We start from the raw sequence: 16,675 nt of genomic DNA, 5'->3' as shown, positions 1-16,675 counted from the left end.
GGTCGTCACCGTGAACGTGTCGTGGTCACTCGTGCCGCATTGGGCGGTGCGGTGCTGGCCGTCGTGCTGACCGGTAGCGGCGGCGCCGCAGGGCCGGTGGCGGCCTGGGCCGGATCGGGGGCACACGGCGGCGGCACGCCCCAAGCAGCACGGCGGCGCGATCCACCTGGCCGGCCGGGACACCGGCGGCACCACGGTCACCCTGCCCCTGCCCCTGCGCAGCGCCCCGAGCGGGTAGGAGGGCCCCGCTACAGCAGGTCGGCGTCGTGGACGAGCATCGCCAGCTGGGTGCGGTTGTCCAGGTCCAGCTTGGTCATGATGTGGGTCAGGTGGGCCTTGACCGTCGCGACGCTCATCGACAGCTCGGCCGCGATCTCGGCGTTGGTCAGGCCGCGCGCGACGCCGACCGCCACATCGCGCTCCCGCGGGCTCACGGCGGACAGCTGGCCGCGGGCGCGCTCGAAGCCGGCCGCGTCCGCCGCGACCCGCGCCATGAGGCGGCGGGTCACCGCCGGGGACAGGATCGGATCGCCCGCCGAGACGCGGCGTACGGCGTCGACGATGCGCTCCGGCGGGGTGTCCTTGAGCAGGAAGCCGCTCGCGCCGGCGCGCAGCGCGCGGACCACGTGCTCGTCGGTGTCGAAGGTCGTCAGGACGATGACCTCGGGCGGCTGGGGCCGGGCCCTTGCGCGGCGCGTGGCCTGGATGCCGTCGACCCGGGGCATGCGCAGGTCCATCAGGACGACGTCGGCGCGGTGGCGGTCCAGGGCCGCCGGGAGCTCGTCGCCGTCCGTCAGCGTCGCCAGGACCTCGATGCCGGCCGCGCCGTCGAGCATCATCGTGAGCGCCGCGCGTACCAATGGATCGTCGTCCACCACCAGGACCCGGACTAACCGCTCGTGCACGGCAGCTCCGCCCGCAGCCGGAACTCGCCCGTGGCCGTCACGGCGTGCTCCAGCGTGCCGCCGGCCAGGCCGACGCGCTCGGTCAGGCCGATCAGGCCCACCCCCGAGCCGGACAGGTCCGGCAGGTCCTCCGTGACCGGGTTGCGTACGTCGAGCACCAGTCGACCCCCATCGATCTCCAGCCTGATCGTAACCGGCCGCCCGGCCGCGTGCTTGCGGGCGTTGGTGAGCGCCTCCTGCACGACCCGGTAGGCGGTGCGGCCGACCGCGGGCGGCACGTCCGCGCCGGCGCAGCGGTGGTCGAGGTGGACGGTCTGGCCGGCGGCGACGGCCTCCGCGACCAGCTCCGGCACGTCGGGCAGGGAGTGCACGGCGCCGAGGTCCTCGTGGCGCAGCACCGCGATGACCTCGCGCAGCTCGTCCAGCGCCTGGTGCACGCCCTGCCGGATGACGCCGGCGGCCTCGGTCAGGCGTTCGGGCGGGGCGTCGGGGCGGTACTCCAGCGCGCCCGCGTACATGGCCAGCAGCGACAGGCGGTGGGCGAGCACGTCGTGCATCTCCCGGGCGATGAGCGTGCGTTCGGCGAGCCGGGCCTCGCGCACCCGGCGGCCCTGCTCGGCCTCGGCCCGCCAGGCCCGCTCGCGCAGGGACAGCAGCAGCTCGTGGCGGGCCCGCGCCCACACGCCCCAGCCGAACAGCGCCGCGTGGGCAACGGCCATGAGCAGCAGCCACCAGCCGTAGGCGAGCCCGGGGTACGGCCGCCAGAACCCCTGCACCGCGTGCCCGGCGAGGCCGGTCAGCGCGACCACCACCGCATCGCGCAGCGGACGGCGCCGCGCGGCGGTGAAGACGGCGGAGGTCGCGGCCGGCGTCGCTGCCGGGGAGAGCGCGGCGAGCACGCCCAGCGCGAGGCCGCCCGCGATCGGCCGGTACAGCGCCACCACGACGCCCGCGACGGCGAGCCCGCCGGCCGCGATGTCGAGCGGGCCGTGCGTCGCCAGCAGGCTCGCCGCGGTCAGCGCGCCGATCGCGACCGCCACGATGGCGGCGGCGAGGCGCGGCGGTCCGTTGGGGGTCACGGATGCAGGCTAGGCGTTGATCAACTGCGGCGGCCACCGACCAAAGTCGTAGCCGGGCGTGCCGGGCGGTCGATGTGGCGGGCCCGGCCCCGCGCCCAGACTCGTCGGCATGACAACTTCCTTGCCGCGGGCCGGGGTCGTCGGGGCCGCCGTCGTCGCGGCCGAGGCCGTGTTCCTGCTCGTGCACGCCGCCGGCGCCGACCTGAGCGTTCCCGGGCAGGGCCCGGTCGGGGCGGTCGCGGTCGGGGTCACCGCCGCCCTCGCCGGGCTGCTGGGCTGGGCGCTGCTCGCGGTGCTCGAGCGCACCACACGCCGGGGCCGGACGATCTGGGTCGTGACGGCGGCGGCGGTACTGCTGCTGTCGTTGCTCGGTCCCCTGGGCGCGGCGACCGCGGGCGCGGTGGCGGGGCTCGCCGCCCTGCACCTGACCGTCGGCGCCGTCCTGCTCGCCGGGCTGCCCCGATGACCGCGCACCTGGTCCGGCGCGCACACGGCCGCTGGACCTTCGGCGACGCCACCCTGCACACCCGCGGCTCGATGCGGCGCGGCACCCTGCGCACCGCGGCCGGCGACTTCGACGTCGAGGCCACCGACCGCCGCCGCCTCGGCGTGGCGGCGCGCATCGACGGCCGGCCGGTGGTCGCCCTGCGCCCGGACGGCGCCCGCGTGCCGGGCGCGGGCGCGGCGGCGCGCTGGAGCCTGGGCCGGCACTCGGCCACCCTGACCCGCGGCGAGGCCCGGGTCCACGTGCAGTCCGGCTGGCGGGGCGGACGGCTGCGGGTCGAGGTCACCGGCGACTGGGCCGAGGCGGACCTCGTCGTGCTGACCGCCTGCTTCGCCGTGCTGACCCGCCGGCGGCAGCGGCTGATCACCGCGATGGCGATCGCCATGGCGTCGGGGGCCAGAGGACCGCGGTAAGCCGGCCCCGACCCGTTCGACCTCGCGGGCTGGACCGTCGTGCGGCCGAGATGGCGCGCCGGCTCGGCGGTGACCCGGCCGAGCCTGGTCCGCTTCCGGCCGGTCGGGCCGGTGGTCGACGAGTCCCGCGGCCGCCGGGCCTGGCTTGGTACTGGCGCAAATTGGTTTGTTATGGAAACCTATTGGCATGACAACCAAGCCCGAACTGACCCGCCGGCGCCTGCTCGCCGCCGCGCTCGCCGCCGGGGTTGCCGCTCCGCTCGCCGCCGGCCGCGGGTGGGCCGCCGCGCCCGGTGGTCCGGCCCGGCTCACACTGCCCCGCCCCACCGGGCCGTACGACGTCGGCACCGTGGACCTCCGCCTCGCCGGCGCCCCCGGCGGGCGGGACCTGATGGCCGGCGTGTGGTATCCGGCCGCCGCGGACGCCCGGCGCCATCCGGTCGCGCCGTGGATGCCCGCGGCGCCGATGCGCGCGCTGCTCGCGGACAACGGCTTCGACCCCGGCGTCGCGGCGGCGCCCCTCACGGCCGGCCGCACGGGCGCGGCGGTACTGCGGACAACCGACCGGCGGCCCGTGGTCCTGTTCTCGCACGGCGCCGGCGGCCACCGCTCCGAGACCACCATCGTCGTCCAGGAGCTCGCCAGCCACGGCTACGCCGTCGTCACGGTGGACTCCGCCGACTCGTACAACGAGCTCACCGTCCCCGCCGACGACCTGCCGGTCACGCCGTGGGACCACGCCCACGACGTCCGCTTCGTCCTCGACCGCATCGAGGACATCGCCGCCGGGCGCAACCCCGACGCCGGGCGCCGCCCGCTGCCGGCCGGACTGGGCGACGCGCTCGACCTGCGCCGCGTCGGCATGTTCGGCTGGTCGAAGGGCGCGACCGCGACCGCCCTCGTCATGAACCAGGACCGCCGCGTGCGGGCCGGGCTCGGCTTCGACGGCCCGATGCAGTCGCAGCCGCCGGTCGAGGGCCTCGACCGGCCGTTCATGCTGATGACCGCGGAGTTCGGCCGGGCCGCCGAGCCGAGCGTCGAGGAGTTCTGGTCGCGGCTGCGCGGATGGCGGCTCAACGTGCAGGCCGACGGCGCGCGCCACGGGGCGTACTGCGACCACCAGTGGCTGATCCCGCAGCTGGCCACGCTGACCGGGATGAGCGCCGAGGACCGCGCCGACTGGATCGGCACCCTCGACCCGTCCCGGGCCGTGCGGATCCAGCAGGTGTACCCACTGGCCTTCTTCGACCAGCACCTGCGCCACCGGCGGCAGCGCATCCTCGGCGGCCCGAGCCGTGCCTTCCCGGAGCTGCGGTTCATCCCTTGATCCGCGGCGGCGGGGTGAGTCCCCGGGGTAGTCCTCGCCGGGCGGGGCTTACGCCGGGCGGCGCGGGTAACTGCGGGCGTGCGGCAACGACTGATCCGGCGCGGTACCGAGGAAGGCACCGCGGCCGGGATCTACGGGCTCATCGTCAGCGCCGCCGTCATGGCGACCTCGCACGCACACTCCGCGGCGGCGACCGCGGCGGCGGTGCTACTCACGCTCGCGGTCTACTGGAGCGCCGAGCGCTATGCCCGGCTCGTCGCCGAGCGCATACACGACGGCCACCGGCCGAGCTGGGCCGAGGTACGCCGGCAGCTCTCGCTCGGCTGGGAGATCGTGACGGCGTCGGCGCTGCCGCTGGTCGTGCTCGTCGGCCTCGAGGTCCTGCGGGTCGAGCAGTACCAGGCGGTGCTCGTCGCGCTGGCGTGCAACACCGGCCTGCTGGCCCTGGGCGGCTGGGAGATCGGCCGCCTCGGCCGGCTGAGCACCGGTGAGCGCCTCGCCTCCACCGCCGTGGCCGGCAGCTTCGGCGTGGCGCTCATCGTGCTCAAGGCCGCTCTTCACTGACCCGGCATCGTCACAGCGGTTGCCGGGCCGGCTTGCCGTTCATGCCGAGCAGTGCCGACTTGGCCCGCTCGTACTCCGAGTCGCTGAGCACGCCCCGCTGCCGCAGATCGGCGAGCTTGCCGAGGTCGTCGGCGGGGCTCGACACGGCCGGCGCCCCCGCGGAGCCGGCGGCTTCGCGCACGTACTGCCGCATGCGCTCGTCCTGCTCCCGCGCCCGCTGCGCCGAGCGCTCGTTCATCGAGCGGCCTCGGGCGATGAGGTACGTCAGCGCCCCGATCCAGGGCAGCACGATCAGGAAAACCGTCCAGACCGCCTTGCCCCACCCGGACACCGACGGGTCCCGGAACAGGTCCGTCAGAATGCTGATCATCAACCAGATCCATGCGAACACGAGCATGAACCAGATGGTCGAAAGCACAATGTCACCAAACGACAGGTCCATCGTCGACCTCCCAGACGTCAAACCGTTGATTTCTCGATCGGCGCGGCCGCGGACCGCCGCGCCTGAACCGCGATCGCGATCTCGACCGCCCCGAGCACCACAGCGCTGATGCCGGTCAGCAGCACCAGCACGCGCAGCGACACGCCGGGCCATGCCACGAACAGCACGCCGACCACGATCGCCGCGCCGCCCAGCGCGAGCAGCGACGTCCGCGCCCCTCCGGACGCGAACAGCCCGAGCAGCACCGCGGCGAACCCGCTGAGCAGCCAGGCCAGGCCGATGAGCACCGACACCGTGACCACCCCGGCCCGGGCCGAGCTCAGGCTCGCGATGCCGACGGCCAGCAGCAACACCCCGAACAGCCCGTCGACGACCTGTTGGACCGACACGTGGCGCGCGGTCGCCGGACGCCGCCGGAACGCCCCGGCAATGCGCATCGCCCCGATGACCAGCAGCCAAACGCCGGCGAGCACCCCGAGCAACCGCAGCGTGGCATGTGGCCAGGCGAGCACCGCAACACCGAACAGCGCCGTGGCCACACCGACGCCGACCAACCGCCAGAACGGCACCTCGACGTCACGACGAACCGTCGCCGCCGCCGGGTGCTGAGCGTGCCCCGACATGCTGGCCATGGGCCGCACCTCCCTTCGCACACCGCTCCTTGTGCGAGGCCGGAATCACCTCACAACCTCACGGTCCACCCGCGGGGGAGGCCGTCCATGACCCGCGCGGGGTGAATGGGCGGGACTGCCCAGCCCGTGCGATCGCGAAGGCGCGGGGCGCCAGCTTCCCGGGCGGCTTCGATCTGCGTCATGGTCGCGGCGCGCAGCAACCGGTCCACGTCATCGTCGTCGTCTTCGCTCGGTGGCCCCGGCCGGAACCTTGCGTAGAACTGATCGGAGGCATCCGTAGGTGTCCGGAACCGGCGGCGGCATGGCCGGGAAGCCGCCGCGTAAGGGCAGCTCAGCACGTTGCCGGCGTCCGGATGCCTTCGGACTGCTCCGGATGCGTGGCCGGAGGGCGGCCCGGGCTGGTGGAGTGCCAATCGTCAACCAAGGGCGCCCCGGCCGGGACCCGATCATCTGGCAACCAGGAGTCCCGATGCAGCAGTTGCACAACATCCTCGCGCGCCGCCGGCTCACGAAGGCGCGCCCGCCGGAAATGACGGCGCGGTACATGTGTCTCGCGGTCGACGTCCAGGCGTACAGCGGCCGCGACGACCTCGGGCAGGCGGAGATTCAGCGGCATCTGATCGACCTGCTGGACCTCGCGGGAGCACGGGCCGGCCTCGACCGCCGCCGCTGGACCCGGCAGCCGAGCGGTGACGCGGAGCTCGCGTTGATTCCCGCCGGCGAGCCGCTGGGGCGCGTCGTCGGCGACTTCGGCCTGGAGCTCGCGGCGGCCCTGTGGCGGTACAACCGGGCCCGGGACCCGCAGTCGTGGCTGCGGCTGCGGCTTGCCCTCGACGACGGCCCGGTCGACCTGTCGCGGAACGGCTTCGCGGGCCGGGCGGTCGTGGGGGTCAGCCGGCTGGTCAACGCCCGGCCGCTGCGCCAGGCGATCGGCGCGGCCGAGGGCGTGGAACTGGCGGTCCTCATGTCCGAGGGGGTACACCGCGACTGGGTCGAGAGCGGGCGGTCGGCGGTCCGTCCCGGCTGGTGCCGGCGCGTGGGGGTGTCCGAGAAGGAACACGTGGTCGACGCCTGGCTGTGGCTGCCCGGTGCGAACGCCCACGGCGTGGCGCTGCTGTGACGGGCCCGACCGGTTGCAGCGTGCCGGGGTGCAGCACCGGGCGGCGGGGGCGACGGCAGGTCGGCCACGATGTTGTACCAGCGGCGGGGCATCTCGGCCTCGGTGAGCAGGATCTTGGTGTCGGCGTCGTTGCGCATGGCCACCATCAAACGTCAGCGGCCGCGGGGTTCGCGATCCCTCGTGGCGGTGGACCGTGCCAGGCCAGCTGGACGACCTGCCGTCCGTGCCGGCGCGACACGTGCCGGCCCCGGCCGGGCGGGAGGGGCTCGGGCCGGACGCCGGCGAGCACCTGGCCCTCCTCGCGCGGGCCGGACAGCACGATCCCCGCCGCGGACAGGTCGCGCAGGAGCGCGAGGACCGGCTCGAACATCGCCCGCGCGGCGCCTTGGACCCGGCGGGCGACCACGAGGTGCAGCCCGATGTCGCCGGCCCGCGGCAGGAGGTCCAGCAGGCCCGACAGCGGGTTGGCGGCCCCGGCCACGAGGTCGTAGTCGTCGACGAGGAGGAACAGCTCGGGCCCGCGCCACCGGCCGGGCACCCGCTCGCCGAGCGCCTTGACGACCTCGCCCAGGACGTCGGCGGCGGCCGAGGGGCCGGTGCAGTACCCGATCAGGTGCGACCGCGCCACCGCGCCGAGGAGGTGCCGGCGGTAGTCGAGCACGACGATCCGGGCCTCCTCCGGCCGGTACGCCCGCTCGATCGAGCGGGCGAGCCCGCGCAGGAACGAGGTCTTGCCGGACCCGTCGTCGCCCAGCACGATCAGGTGCGGGTCGGCCTCGAAGTCCGCGACCACCGGCCGCAGGGCGAGCTGCTCGACGCCGATCGGGATCCGGCCGCGCCGCGGCTCGGGCAGCGCCTCGGGCGACAGCCGTCCGGGCAGCTCCTCGACGGCCGGCACCGGCTCGAACGGCCAGGCCGCGCGGATCGCCGCGACCGCCGCGTCGAGGTCGCCGTCCCCGGCCAGCCGCGGGCGGGCCACCATCATGGGCCGGCGGTCGGCGGTGAGGCCGCGCCCGGGGAGGTCGTACGGGATCCGGCTCGCGTCCCGCCGGTCGAGCTCCGACTCGGCCGGGTCGCCCAGGCGCAGCTCGATCCGGGTGGTGAAGGCGTCGCGTAGCCCGGGCCGCAGCTCGGCCCAGCGCCGCGCCGTGACGACGAGGCGGATGCCGTGGGCGGGCCCGCGCCGGGCCAGGTCGTGGAGCAGCACCTCGAGATCCTCGAAATCCTGGCGTACCGCGCCCCAGTCGTCGATGAGCAGATAGGCGCGTCCGGCCGGCTCGCGGTCCAGGCGGGCGTGCAGCTCGCCGACGATCCGCGGCACCAGGTCGCGCCGGTGGCGGTCGGCGACGGCGGCGGTGTGCGGCAGGCCGGCCAGCGGGGCGAGGGTCCGGCCGCCGAGGTCCAGGACGTACAGCTGCGCCTCGACCGGCTTGTGGGCCAGGGCCAGGCCGAGCGCGAGCGTTTGCAGCGCGGTCGACTTCCCGCTCTGGTGGGCGCCGACGATCGCGATGTTGCCCTCGTCGAGCGGGGTCCTGAGGACGTCGTACCGCCGCTCGAAGGGCCGGTCCACCCGGGCGAGTGGCACACCGTCCCGCCGCAGGCCCTCCGGGTCCGCCACGAGCGGGCCCAGGAGGTCGCCCAAGGTCGGCGACTCGGTCAGCGGCGGCAGCCACATCGGGGTCGCGGGCGGGGCCGCGGCGCGCATCCGTTCGGTGAGCACCTCGGCCACGTTCGGCCGGCCCCAGGGCGCGAGGCCCCGCAGGACGCGCTCCCAGGCCGGGCCGGCCGGGGGCCAGTAGCGGTGGTACGCCATCGGCCCGCGGAACCGGACCGGCGCCTCGGAACCGGACCGCACGTACCCGGCGCCGGGGGTCATGGGCAGCTCGAACGCGTCGGGCATGCCGACCAGGACGCGGCTCTCCCGCGCGGTGAACGTGCGCAGCGCGATCCGGGACGACAGGTAGTTGTCCAGGCCGCGCAGCCGCCCCTCCTCGAGCCGCTGCGAGGCGAGCAGCTGGTGCACGCCGAGCGACCGCCCGACCCGGCCGATCTGCACGAACAGGTCGACGATGCCGGGGTTGAGGGAGAGCAGCTCGGTGAACTCGTCGACGACGACGAAGAGCGCCGGCGCGGTCCGGGCCGGCTCGGCCCGCCGGGCGAGCTCGCCGGCGACGGTGTCGAGGAAGCGGTCGACCAGGTCCGGCGACGCCGCGATCCCGGTGATCATCGCCGCGACGTGGGGCAGGCTCTGCAGCGCGCTGAAGGTCGAGCCGCCGTAGTGGTCGACGAAGACGAAGTTGAGCTCCTCGGGCGAGTGCGTGACGGCGAGCGCGAGGATCAACGTGCGCAGCAGCTCCGACTTGCCCGAGCCGGGCGCGCCCACGATCAGGCCGTGCGGGCCCGCGTTGAAGTCGAGCGTGACCGGCGCGCCGTCCGTCCCCACGCCGAGCGGCACGCGGAGCCGGTCGCCGCCCGGGCGGGACGGCCAGCACCGCGCCGGGTCGAAGGCGGCCGGGTCGCCGAGGCCGTGCAGCGCCTCGAACGGCACCTGGTCGCTGCGGCCGTCGTCCGCCACCGCCGGCGCGGGCACCTGCCGGGTGATGTCCAGCAGCGCGGACCGCGCGGCGGCCACCAGCGGCTCGGGCCCGTCCTCGGTCGCGCCGGCCAGCGCCCGCACGATGGCGAGCAGGTCGCTGCCGGGCCGCAGCGCGAGCTCGCCCAGCTCGTCCACCGCCCGCAGCGCGGACTCCACCGGATACCGGCGCTCGAGCGTCTCCCGCGCGGCGGCGAGGCGGGGGTCTGACACCGCCCCACCGTAGCCGGAACGCCCGGTGAGCGCGGCCCCCGCCTACGGCAGGAACCCCGGGTCCGCGGCCAGCGCGGCCAGGTGCGCCGGCGTGAGCACCGGTTGCGACAGCCAGTCCGCGGCGCCGGTGGGGCGGTAGGTGTAGGGGAACTCCGCCGCGATGACGAGCCAGCCGCGCCGCGTAGTACTCGGCGAACTCCTGTTCTCGGTCCACGGCCTGGACACGTAACGAGTCGCGCGGGGGTTGCATCGACGTCGTCAGATGCTGCGCAGCTCGCGGTCGCGCCAGGCGGTGGCCCACGACGTGCGGCCGTTCGTGCGCAGCAGCGAGCCCTCGTAGATGCGCGCCCCGGCCAGCAGCGCGCCGGCCGCCGCCGCGGCCAGGATGACCAGCGACGCGAACGGTTCCCAGGCCGCCGCGGAGCCGTCGAAGAGGCGGACGGGCATCGCGGTGGGGGCGGAGAACGGGACGTAGGACAGGATGCGCATCGCCGCCGGGTTGTCGCCGAGGAAGATCACCAGGAAGAACGGGAGCATCACCAGCAGCTGCACGGGCATGCCGACGCTCGACACGTCCTCGAGGCGGTTGACGAGTGCGCCCACGGCGGCCCACAGCGCGGCCAGCATGATGAAGCCGAGCACGAAGAACGGGATGAACCAGCTCATCGCCGGGGCCAGCAGCGGCAGCAGGGTGCCGGCGTCGTCGCTGAACTGCGAGCCGACGATGCTCACGACCGCGATCAGCGCGACCTGGGCGAGGGCCAGGATGCCGCCGGCGGCGACCTTGCCGATGAGCAGGGCCCGCACGGGCACGGCCGCGACCAGGATCTCGACCATGCGGGTCTGCTTCTCCTCGACGACGCTCTGCGCGATCTGGATGCCGAACGTCAGCGATGTGAAGAAGAAGACCAGCGCGAACATGAAGGGCACGAGGAAGGCGGCCAGCTGGTCGACGGCGTCGGGATCCAGAAGGTGTACCTCCGGAGCGACCGACAACGCCGAGACGACGTCGTTCGGCGCGTCCTTCATCGCGAGCACCTCGGCCGAGTCGCCCTCGGCCACGACCGCGGCGTCGGCGTCGCCGTCGCGGACGGTCTTCTCGGGGTCGGCGACGACCTTCACGTTCAGGCCCGCGTCGCGCAGCCTGCCCTCGTACGGCGAGGACTGCGCCACCGCGACCGAGGACGGCCCGCCCGCGAACAGGGCCGGCAGCACCGAGGAGCCGAACGCGAACAGCAGGAAGAACAGGGTGCTGAACAGGAACGTCTTGTCGCGCAGCTTCACCTTGAGCTCGCGCGCGGCCACGAGCCGGACCGCCTCCAGCAGGTTCATCGGGTCACCTCTCGGAAGATCTCGGCGAGCGAGGGAACGACGGGGCCGAACGCGCGCACGGGGCCGCGGGCGAGGGCTTCCCGGAGTACAACCTGGTCGTCCGCGGTTTCGGCGAGGTCGAAGACCGCCCGGTCGCCGTCCAGGTCGACGACCGTGACCCCGGGGTGGTCCCGCAGCCAGCCGGTGTCGCCGTCGACCCGCAGCTCGTAGCGGGGCTCGGCGAACCGGGCGCGCAGCTCGTCGCCGGTGCCGGTGGCCCGGATCCGCCCGGCGGCGATGATGACGAGGTCGTCGCAGAGCCGCTGGACGACGTCGAGCTGGTGGCTGGAGAACAGCACCGGCACGCCCGCCGCGGTCCGCTCCCGCAGGACGCCGACGACGGTGTCGACCGCGTGCGGGTCGAGGCCGGAGAACGGCTCGTCGAGCACGAGCAGGACCGGTTCGTGCACGAGCGCGGCGGCGATCTGGGCGCGCTGCTGGTTGCCCAGCGACAGCTGCTGCAGCGGGTCGTCGGCGCGCTCGGTGAGGCCGAGGCGCTCGAGCAGCTCGACGGCGTTGCGCCGGGCCCGTTCCAGCGTCAGCCCGTGCAGCCGGCCGAGGTAGATGAGCTGCTCGCGGACGCTCATCTTCGGGTACAGCCCACGCTCTTCCGGCATGTAGCCGACCTGCCGGCGGATCTCCTTGCTCAGCGGCGCGCCCTGCCAGGTCACCGTGCCCGAGTCGGCGGCGAGGACCCCGAGAATGATGCGCATCGTCGTGGTCTTGCCGGCGCCGTTGGCCCCGACGAAGCCGGTCATCCGCCCGGTACCGACATCGAACGTGATGTCGGAGAGCACCTGCCGGTCGCCGAAGCGCCGGTTGACCGCCTCCACCCGCAGTGCGTCACTCATGGGCATCACGGTAGGCGCCGCGCGGCCGCCGCGAATCCGGCTGGCGATTTACCCGCGGGGTCCGTCGCGCGACGGACCCGGCGTCACCACCGCGTGCTCGTACGCGAAGACGACCGCGGCCGTGCGGTCGCGCAGCCCCAGCTTGGTGAGGACCCGGCTCACGTGCGTCTTGACCGTCGCCTCGCCGAGGTGCAGGCGGCCCGCGATCTCGGCGTTGGTCGCCCCGCCGGCCAGCTCCACCAGCACCTCCCGCTCGCGCGGGGTCAGCTCGGCCAGCAGCGCCGCGCCGCCGCCCGCGGGCCGCCGCCCGGGCCGCGCGAACGCCGCGATGACCCGCCGCGTGATCTCCGGCGCCAGCAGCGCGTCGCCGCGCGCGACGATCCGCACCGCGTCGATGAGCGCCTCGGGCGTGCCGTTCTTGAGCAGGAAACCGCTGGCCCCGGCCTCGAGCGCGGCGAAGAGGTAGTCGTCGCGGTCGAACGTGGTGAGCATCAGCACCGCGGGCGCCGGCCCGGCCGCGGTGATCTCGCGGGTCGCCGCGAGCCCGTCGACGCCGGGCATCTCCACGTCCATGAGCAGCACGTCGGCGGGGGTGCTGCGGGCGAGCTCGACCGCCTGGCGCCCGTCGGCGGCCTCCCCGACCACGCTGAGGTCGTCCTCCGTCTCGAGGATGACACGGAACCCAGTGCGGACGAGCTGGTGGTCATCGGCGAGCAGCACCCGGATCATGCCCGCGACCTTAGTATCCTCTCGCTCCATGGGTGCGATGGTGTTCACGGGTGGCCCGATCTGGACCGGCGACGGCGGCCGGCCCACGGCTCTCGCCACCGAGGGCGGCCGGATCGTGGCGGTCGGTGACCTTCCCTCGGTCCGTGCGGCCCTCCCGGGCTCGTACGAGCTCGTCGACCTCGCGGGCCGCCTGCTCGTCCCCGGCCTGCACGACGCGCACGTCCACCCGGTGCAGGGGGCCCTGGAGCGCCTGCGCTGCGACCTGTCGCACCTGGCCGACCGCGCGGCCTACCTGGCCGCGGTGGCCGCCTACCCGGCGGACCGGCCCTGGGTCACCGGCGGCGGCTGGTCGATGTCGGCGTTCCCGGGCGGCCTGCCGAGGCGCGAGGACCTCGACGCGGTGGCCCCGGACCGCCCGGTCTTCCTGCCCAACCGCGACCACCATTCGGCGTGGGTCAACTCGGCCGCCCTGCGCGCGGCCGGGATCGACGCCGGCACCCCGGACCCCCGCAACGGCCGCATCGAGCGCTCCGCCGACGGGACGCCCTCGGGTGTACTGCACGAAGCCGCGATGGACCTGGTGACCCCGCTGCTGCCGGAGGACACCGAGGCCGACTACGACCGGGCGCTCGCGGAGGCCCAGCGGTACCTGTTCTCGCTGGGCGTCACCGGCTGGCAGGACGCGATCGTCGGCTCGTACGCGGGCTCCCGCGACCAGTTCGGCACCTACACGCGCGCGGCGGCCTCGGGCGCGCTGCGGGCCCGCGTCGCCGGCGCCCTGTGGTGGGACCGCGACCGCGGCCTGGACCAGCTCGAGGCGCTGCTGGAGCGGCGGCACACCGAGGGCCGTTTCGTCACCCGCACCGTGAAGATCATGCAGGACGGCGTGGCCGAGAACTTCACCGCCGCGATGCTCGACCCCTATGTGGGCAAGGACTTCTGCGGTACCTCCAATGTGGACCCGGCACTCCTGGGCTCCTATGTGTCCACGTTGGACGCCGCGGGGTTCGCGGTGCACTTCCACGCCATCGGCGACCGCGCGGTCCGCGAGTGCCTGGACGCGGTGGCGGCGAGCGGCAACACGCAGCGCCACCACATCGCCCACCTGCACGTGGTCGACCCGGCCGACGTGCCGAGGTTCGCGGCTCTGGACGTGACCGCGAACATCCAGTCCCTGTGGGCGACGCACCACGAGCAGAACGACACCCTGTGCGTCCCGTTCTTCGGCCCGGAGCGAACGGCGCACCAGTACCCCTTCGGCGCGATCCTGCGGGCGGGCGGCCGGTTGGCGGCGGGCAGCGACTGGCCGGTGTCGACGCCGGACCCGTGGCCGGCCATCCATGTGGCGGTACACCGGACGGAACCCCCCGGCTCGGCCGAGTCGGCGTGGCCGTCGGCGCAGACCCCGATGCTGCCGGAGCAGGCCCTGACCCTGGAGCAGGCGCTGCGGGCCTACACGGCGGGCTCGGCGTACGTGAGCCACCTCGACGCGGAGATCGGCACCCTGACCCCGGGCAAGGCCGCGGACCTCGTCGTGCTGGACCGCGACCCGTTCGAGCCCGGCGCCGCCCTGCACGACACCCGGGCGGACCTCGTCCTCGTCGACGGCGCCCTCGTCCACGAGCGCTGACCGCGAATCCTCGCCCGGGCGGCCACCACTTGGTTCACCCAAGGGCGACGGGTCTTCGCCCTGGATACCGGACGTATCGTCAGGACGCGGGCCCGGAAAGTAGGAAAACCGTCTACTTCCGGGCCTACGCTGATGATGGACTGGCAGCATCTGACGCCGTACCTTACTTCGGTGTTTTCCATGTCTTCCGTCAGTGGGGAGCAGCGGTGACCGCTGCGCAGGACGCCGCCGTGAGCGGCGAGGGGACGTCGGCCGAAACCGGCCGCGGTCCGGCGGTCGTCCGGGTGGAGCGCCCGGATGCCGCCGCCGTGCGTGAGCTCGCGGGCCGCGTGATCGCCGGCGCGGCCGGGCGGCCGCTCGACACGCAGCTGCGGCGCGTCGCGGTGCTCTGTCACGAACTGCCGCTCGCGCTCCGGGAGGCCCTCGTCGGCCTCCGTCTGGCCGACGACACATCCGGGGGGCTGGTCGTCTCCGGCCTCGCGGTACACGAGACGGACCTGTGCCCGACCCCGGCCACCGGCCGGCGCGAGGACCGGCTTCCGGGCCAGGACGGCTACGACCCGGAGCTCGCCCTGGCCGATGCCACCCTGCTCCTCATCACCTCATTCCTCGGTGACCCGATCTCGCACGCCGACATCGAGGGCGGACGGCTGATCCGGGACGTCTGCGCCAAGCGCGGCGACGAGACGCAGCAACTGGCCACCGGCTCGCGGGGTGAGCTGACGTACCACTGCGAGGACGCGTACCACGACCTGCGGGCCGACTGGGTGCTCCTGCTGTGCCTGCGCAACCCGGAGCGCGCCGCCACGAGCTTCGCCAACATCGACGACATCGAACTGGACTCCGAGGTCCGGTCGCTGCTGTTCGAGGAGAAGTTCTCGATCGACCTCGACTCGTCGCACCAGCCGGGCCGGCTCCGGCCGCCGACGAGGCAGATCGCGGTGCTGAGCGGCGATCCGGCGCAGCCGTTCGTGTGCCTGGACCCCGAGTACATGACCAAGGACCTGGCCGACGGGGCGGCCCGCCGCGCGCTCGAGACGATCGAAGGGGCGGTGCAGCAGGGCCTCCACGACGTCGTCCTCGAGACCGGCGACCTCTTCGTCATCGACAACCTGCGCTCCGTCCACGGGCGGCGGTCGTTCCGCGCCCGGTACGACGAGAAGGGACGCTGGCTGCGGACGGTGCACGCCGCCGCGGACCTTCGCCGCTCGGCCGGTCAGCGCACCGGGTCACACGGACGGGCGGTCCTCGCGCACCTGTGACGCCGGCCCGGCCGGCTGGAGCGGATCCGGGATCGGCCGCTGCTCGACCGCGGCCTCCCACAGCTCCTGGAAACGCAGGACCCGGCCCTCCACGAGCACCCGGTCCAGGACGAGGCGGGTGGTCAGCGCCCCGGATTCACCGCGCTTGGTGACCGGGGCGGTCTCGTGCGAGATCTCCTCATCGAAGATGACCAGATCGGCGATCGTGACATCCGTCGGCACCGGGCCGATGCCGAGCAGCCGGATGTCCACACCCATCGTCCGCTGCGTGCTCAGGATCCGCTGGACGAGCTCGTTGCCCATGTCGTCCGGGTCCTCGAAGATGAAGACCCGCTTGATCTGCACCCCGCGCCGCAACGCCAGCCGCTGCTGATCCAGGTAGCGCAGACCGAGATCGGTGAGCCAGAACTCGCCCTCCCCACCCTGGATCGTCGTCCAGGCCGTCGCCATGATCGATTTCTGCGACTGTTCGGTGAGGGCGAGCAGGTACTCGCGGTCCTCGCCGTCGTAGAACAACTCGAGCCCGCCCGACAGGTGTTGCAGCGTTCCGGCGAGGCGCTCCATCTCGCTGTTGGCCACCCGCAGCACCAGCGGGCTGCTCGGCTCGGAGAAGTAGCCGACCCGGCGGATGAGCTGGTGCACCGCCTCATGGTCCAGCGCGGAGTTCTCGATGTCCTCGTGCAGCCGGGTCGCGTCGTTGACCCCGGCGAAGCCCTGCCGGATCGACTCCTGGAGATCGCGGACGATGCGCCGCTCGTCGCGCTCGAAGGCCTTGAGGCGCTGCTCGAAGTCCGCCAGGTACTGCACGAGCAGCGCCGAGCCGCCGGCGATGAAGGTGAGCACCAGCTGGTCGGCCAGCGAGACCTGCAGCGCCTTGTCCAACAGCGCGGACCCGGCGAACGTGACGAAGCCGGTCAGTGTCGTCCAGCCGATCTTCTGCAGGAACGGCGTCCTGGTGGTCGCCCCACCACCGCGATCGTCGGCCACGCCGCCTCGCCTTCGCCGGGGAAGTGGACCCAGATAGATACAGTTTAATATC

17 protein-coding genes are annotated in these 16,675 nt (G+C 74.1%); 7 read left to right on the top strand and 10 right to left on the bottom strand.

Annotated elements, in window-relative coordinates; translation table 11 throughout:
* Nucleotides 1-248: 248 nt before the first annotated feature.
* Nucleotides 249-839, bottom strand: a complete 591-nt coding sequence (locus ACPPVO_RS19455) for a response regulator (RefSeq protein WP_426514653.1) — start codon at nucleotides 837-839, stop codon at nucleotides 249-251.
* A 50-nt stretch (nucleotides 840-889) separates the two neighbouring features.
* On the bottom strand, nucleotides 890-1,984 hold the full coding sequence (locus tag ACPPVO_RS19450; protein WP_426512614.1) for a sensor histidine kinase: 1,095 nt from the start codon (nucleotides 1,982-1,984) through the stop codon (nucleotides 890-892).
* 109 nt (nucleotides 1,985-2,093) lie between these two features.
* On the opposite strand from ACPPVO_RS19450, the gene ACPPVO_RS19445 reads away from it, so the two are divergent.
* From ACPPVO_RS19445 to ACPPVO_RS19430, 4 genes are all read left to right on the top strand, one after another.
* Nucleotides 2,094-2,450, top strand: coding sequence for a DUF6069 family protein (locus ACPPVO_RS19445; protein ID WP_426512613.1), 357 nt, complete (start codon nucleotides 2,094-2,096; stop codon nucleotides 2,448-2,450).
* Nucleotides 2,447-2,902: a hypothetical protein gene (locus tag ACPPVO_RS19440; RefSeq protein ID WP_426512612.1), complete on the top strand. Its 456-nt coding sequence runs from the start codon at nucleotides 2,447-2,449 to the stop codon at nucleotides 2,900-2,902. Before ACPPVO_RS19445 ends, ACPPVO_RS19440 begins: the two co-directional genes overlap by 4 nt.
* Before the next feature lie 187 nt (nucleotides 2,903-3,089).
* The gene (locus ACPPVO_RS19435) at nucleotides 3,090-4,229 is read left to right on the top strand and encodes an alpha/beta hydrolase family protein (RefSeq protein ID WP_426512611.1); all 1,140 of its coding nucleotides are present in this window, start codon (nucleotides 3,090-3,092) and stop codon (nucleotides 4,227-4,229) included.
* A 78-nt stretch (nucleotides 4,230-4,307) separates the two neighbouring features.
* Nucleotides 4,308-4,793, top strand: a complete 486-nt coding sequence (locus tag ACPPVO_RS19430) for a hypothetical protein (RefSeq protein WP_426512610.1) — start codon at nucleotides 4,308-4,310, stop codon at nucleotides 4,791-4,793.
* Nucleotides 4,794-4,803: 10 nt separating this feature from the next.
* Here ACPPVO_RS19430 and ACPPVO_RS19425 read toward each other — a convergent pair whose 3' ends face one another.
* Nucleotides 4,804-5,190, bottom strand: coding sequence for a PLD nuclease N-terminal domain-containing protein (locus ACPPVO_RS19425; protein ID WP_426512609.1), 387 nt, complete (start codon nucleotides 5,188-5,190; stop codon nucleotides 4,804-4,806).
* 62 nt (nucleotides 5,191-5,252) lie between these two features.
* Nucleotides 5,253-5,867 (bottom strand): HdeD family acid-resistance protein, encoded by a 615-nt coding sequence (locus ACPPVO_RS19420; RefSeq protein ID WP_426512608.1) that lies wholly within the window; start codon nucleotides 5,865-5,867, stop codon nucleotides 5,253-5,255.
* A 469-nt stretch (nucleotides 5,868-6,336) separates the two neighbouring features.
* Here ACPPVO_RS19420 and ACPPVO_RS19415 point away from each other — a divergent pair, with 469 nt between their 5' ends.
* Nucleotides 6,337-6,987, top strand: coding sequence for a hypothetical protein (locus tag ACPPVO_RS19415; protein ID WP_426512607.1), 651 nt, complete (start codon nucleotides 6,337-6,339; stop codon nucleotides 6,985-6,987).
* Between the two features lie 145 nt (nucleotides 6,988-7,132).
* Here ACPPVO_RS19415 and eccCb read toward each other — a convergent pair whose 3' ends face one another.
* The 5 genes from eccCb to ACPPVO_RS19390 are packed head-to-tail and all read right to left on the bottom strand — an operon-like array spanning nucleotide 7,133 to nucleotide 12,774.
* Entirely contained in the window at nucleotides 7,133-9,793 is a 2,661-nt protein-coding gene (gene eccCb, locus ACPPVO_RS19410) for a type VII secretion protein EccCb (RefSeq protein ID WP_426512606.1), read from the bottom strand.
* Between the two features lie 42 nt (nucleotides 9,794-9,835).
* Nucleotides 9,836-10,018 (bottom strand): hypothetical protein, encoded by a 183-nt coding sequence (locus ACPPVO_RS19405; protein WP_426512605.1) that lies wholly within the window; start codon nucleotides 10,016-10,018, stop codon nucleotides 9,836-9,838.
* Between the two features lie 33 nt (nucleotides 10,019-10,051).
* Nucleotides 10,052-11,125, bottom strand: a complete 1,074-nt coding sequence (locus ACPPVO_RS19400) for an ABC transporter permease (protein ID WP_426512604.1) — start codon at nucleotides 11,123-11,125, stop codon at nucleotides 10,052-10,054.
* On the bottom strand, nucleotides 11,122-12,015 hold the full coding sequence (locus tag ACPPVO_RS19395) for an ABC transporter ATP-binding protein (protein ID WP_426512603.1): 894 nt from the start codon (nucleotides 12,013-12,015) through the stop codon (nucleotides 11,122-11,124). The genes ACPPVO_RS19400 and ACPPVO_RS19395 overlap by 4 nt, the downstream gene beginning before the upstream one ends.
* Before the next feature lie 48 nt (nucleotides 12,016-12,063).
* Entirely contained in the window at nucleotides 12,064-12,774 is a 711-nt protein-coding gene (locus ACPPVO_RS19390) for a response regulator (protein WP_426512602.1), read from the bottom strand.
* Here ACPPVO_RS19390 and ACPPVO_RS19385 point away from each other — a divergent pair.
* Entirely contained in the window at nucleotides 12,773-14,374 is a 1,602-nt protein-coding gene (locus ACPPVO_RS19385; RefSeq protein WP_426512601.1) for an amidohydrolase, read from the top strand. The genes ACPPVO_RS19390 and ACPPVO_RS19385 overlap by 2 nt on opposite strands.
* 206 nt (nucleotides 14,375-14,580) lie before the next feature.
* Complete coding sequence (locus ACPPVO_RS19380; protein WP_426512600.1) at nucleotides 14,581-15,636, top strand: TauD/TfdA family dioxygenase; 1,056 nt, start codon at nucleotides 14,581-14,583, stop codon at nucleotides 15,634-15,636.
* Here ACPPVO_RS19380 and ACPPVO_RS19375 read toward each other — a convergent pair.
* On the bottom strand, nucleotides 15,604-16,623 hold the full coding sequence (locus ACPPVO_RS19375) for a hypothetical protein (protein WP_426512599.1): 1,020 nt from the start codon (nucleotides 16,621-16,623) through the stop codon (nucleotides 15,604-15,606). The two genes, ACPPVO_RS19380 and ACPPVO_RS19375, sit on opposite strands and share 33 nt — an antisense overlap.
* Between the last annotated feature and the right edge of the window lie 52 nt (nucleotides 16,624-16,675).

This window comes from Dactylosporangium sp. McL0621, assembly GCF_049995355.1.
In the GTDB taxonomy this organism is placed as follows: Bacteria; Actinomycetota; Actinomycetes; order Mycobacteriales; family Micromonosporaceae; genus Dactylosporangium.
Note: the sequence above shows the minus strand (reverse complement) of the source record. Positions and strands in the feature narration are given on the sequence as shown.